The 2,358-nt window shown below is 70.3% G+C and carries 2 protein-coding genes and 1 pseudogene; 1 reads left to right on the top strand and 2 read right to left on the bottom strand.

Annotation, left to right across the window (positions count from 1 at the left end; translation table 11 throughout):
* Together E1298_RS49110 and E1298_RS46255 are read right to left on the bottom strand one after the other, a co-directional pair.
* The coding region (locus E1298_RS49110) for a hypothetical protein (RefSeq protein ID WP_207945266.1) at window positions 1–463 on the bottom strand (463 nt) is incomplete at its 3' end.
* A 327-nt stretch (window positions 464–790) separates the two neighbouring features.
* Entirely contained in the window at window positions 791–1,819 is a 1,029-nt protein-coding gene (locus E1298_RS46255; RefSeq protein ID WP_131903706.1) for a hypothetical protein, read from the bottom strand.
* 60 nt (window positions 1,820–1,879) lie between these two features.
* On the opposite strand from E1298_RS46255, the pseudogene E1298_RS46250 reads away from it, so the two are divergent.
* A pseudogene (locus E1298_RS46250) lies at window positions 1,880–2,358 on the top strand (hypothetical protein); the annotation flags it as partial.

The following is a 2,358-nucleotide window of genomic DNA, read 5'->3' as shown; positions in this document are numbered from 1 at the left end:
CAACTTCCCCGGCCGGACGCAGACCATGCCCCTCGCCGTCTACCTGGCGCTGGAGACCGACCCGCAGGCACAGCCGCAGCATCGCCTCCGCGGTCTGCTCGACGATCAGCCGCTCGTGGTGCTTGCGGAACCGCTCGGTGGAGACCCCGTAGACCAGGGCGGCCTGCTTGCGGCGTTCCCCGATCGGCCAGTCACGGGTGCCCTGGGCCAGCCCGAAGACGTACTCGGCCGCGGTGGCGAGGTTTCCGCCGCCCAGCGCGCCGACCGCCCGCCGCAGGACGTCCTCCAGCGCGGCCAGCCGGTAGCTCTCGACCAGGTCGCCGCCCACGGGGGCCGTGTCGTGGCCGCACAGCACCACGATGGCTTCGAGCGCCGCTAGCGGCAGGCCGCGCACCCGGGTCGGCCCTCGCCGACGCAGCGCGTGCAGGTCCGCCACGAGATCCTGGTGCGCCGGAGGCCCCATGGACGTCAGCATCCCACCATGGAGGTAGGCAGGTTGTGCCGCACGACGCATTGCGGGGCCGAGTCTCTCCCCGTGGTGAGGGCGCCCCGCCCTCGTCCTGGGACGCCCCCACCTCGGTCACCGCTCGCGGCCTGCTTCGCGGCCTAAACGGCTACGGAACCGCCGTCGCGCGGCTCTTCGCTTTCGTCGTCTGGCGGGCCGGGTCGCATCGCGTCCTCCTCGTGCATCGGTGTCCGATGCTTCGACGATGCGGCGGACGGGCGCCGGCAAGTAATACGAGAACAAGGACAGTTCTCGCCGAATGGACAGAAGAGGGCCAACACACGGCTACCAGCGGAATCCATATCCGAGACCGGGCACGAGATCGGTGAACCGCGCCTCCGCCTCGCCGACCCGGTCGAGGCCGACCCGCGGCAGCCCGGCGGGCCCATCATCGATCATTCTTGGCGGAATCGCAGACAGAAGGCGCACTGCGGGAGGCGGAGATTCCAGCGGGAAGCGCACGCACAGCCGGAATTCATCGCATCTGCCGAACGGGACGAGCGCGTAATGCGACGCCATCCGCTGATCGGCCGGGATCCGGAATCGCAGCGCGAGATCGCAATGCCCGCCGACGCCGAGCCGTCCGGGCAGGCCGATGACGAAGCGGAAATGGCTCTCGCTCGGCCGCTCCGCGCGCAGCAGGAGCCCTCCGCGCATGACCTCGGCCATGAGTTCGCGCCGTGGAGCCCGGCCCCGCTCCCGGGACGGGGGCAGGCTGACCGCGATCGTGATCTCGTCCACGGACGCCTGGGTCGCGACGATGCGGCGCTCCTCGTGCACCTCCGGCGCCGGACGGTCCAGGAGCACCAGCGTGCGCACGGACGCGCAGTACCAGGATCCGGGAGCGACACCCGCCCCGGCGCCGACCGCCGGACGGCCGGGGGAGTCCTGCCCGATCACCTCGCTGAGCAGGTCGAGCGACTCATCCAGCCGCCGCCGGACCGTCCGGACGTCGCACTCCGACTCGCCCGCGAGCCAGCTCAGCCGATCGCCCAGGAACCGGTGCCGGGCCTGGTCGTGCATGCCGAGCGCGACACGGGCGACCACCGCGAGATCCTGGGGCAGGGCGCCCAGCCCCGAGGCCAGGGCCGCCGTGAGGTCGGCCCGAACGTCGCGGCGCCGGGCCACGTCGCGGCGTCCGGTGGGGGACGGCCCGCACATCCGTTCCCGCAGCAGCGGCCCGAGCCGCACCGTCAGATCGGGCGTGAGAACGCCGCGCCCTTTGCAGAGGCGACGCAATTCCTGGCGCAGATCCTGGTCGTGCGCGGTCCTGCGAGCAGTCCGGACGTCCCGCTCCTGAAGATCGTCGTTCACGGCCGCCCTCCTTCGCGAGTCACCCGCACGTTAACGCCGGGCGTCTTCCCGGTGCCGGCCGTGACCGGATTCGACCCGACGGCTGCCCACTTTCTGACCGGTGAACGCCCACCCGCGTGTGATGGGCTGGAGGAAAGCCCGATTCCAGGAAAGGTGTGCGGATCATGGAATCTCACTGAGGTGAATGATTTTCGACTCGTTGTTACCATGACTTTCTGGAAGGCGGCGTGCTCATGCGATCGGCGTGGCGTCCGCACGGTGACGGCCTCTGGAGAGTGGATCATGCAACCGTCCGACCCGTACCGTCCGCCATCGCCGCCGCCGCTGTCGCAGCCGCAGCCGCCGGTCAATGTGAACGTGCATAACCACGTCCAGCCGTATCCCGGGTACGCCCCGCCGGTCATCGTCCACAATTCCAACAACGCCGTGCATATCGTCCACCTGGTGCTGACCCTCGTGACCTGCGGTCTCTGGGCGCCCATCTGGATCATTCACGCGATCGTCATGGCCGCCACCGACCGGCCCCAGCAGGTCTACCT

This window comes from Actinomadura rubrisoli (genome assembly GCF_004349215.1).
Classification (GTDB): Bacteria; Actinomycetota; Actinomycetes; order Streptosporangiales; family Streptosporangiaceae; genus Spirillospora; species Spirillospora rubrisoli.
This window is presented reverse-complemented; position numbering and strand designations above follow the sequence as displayed.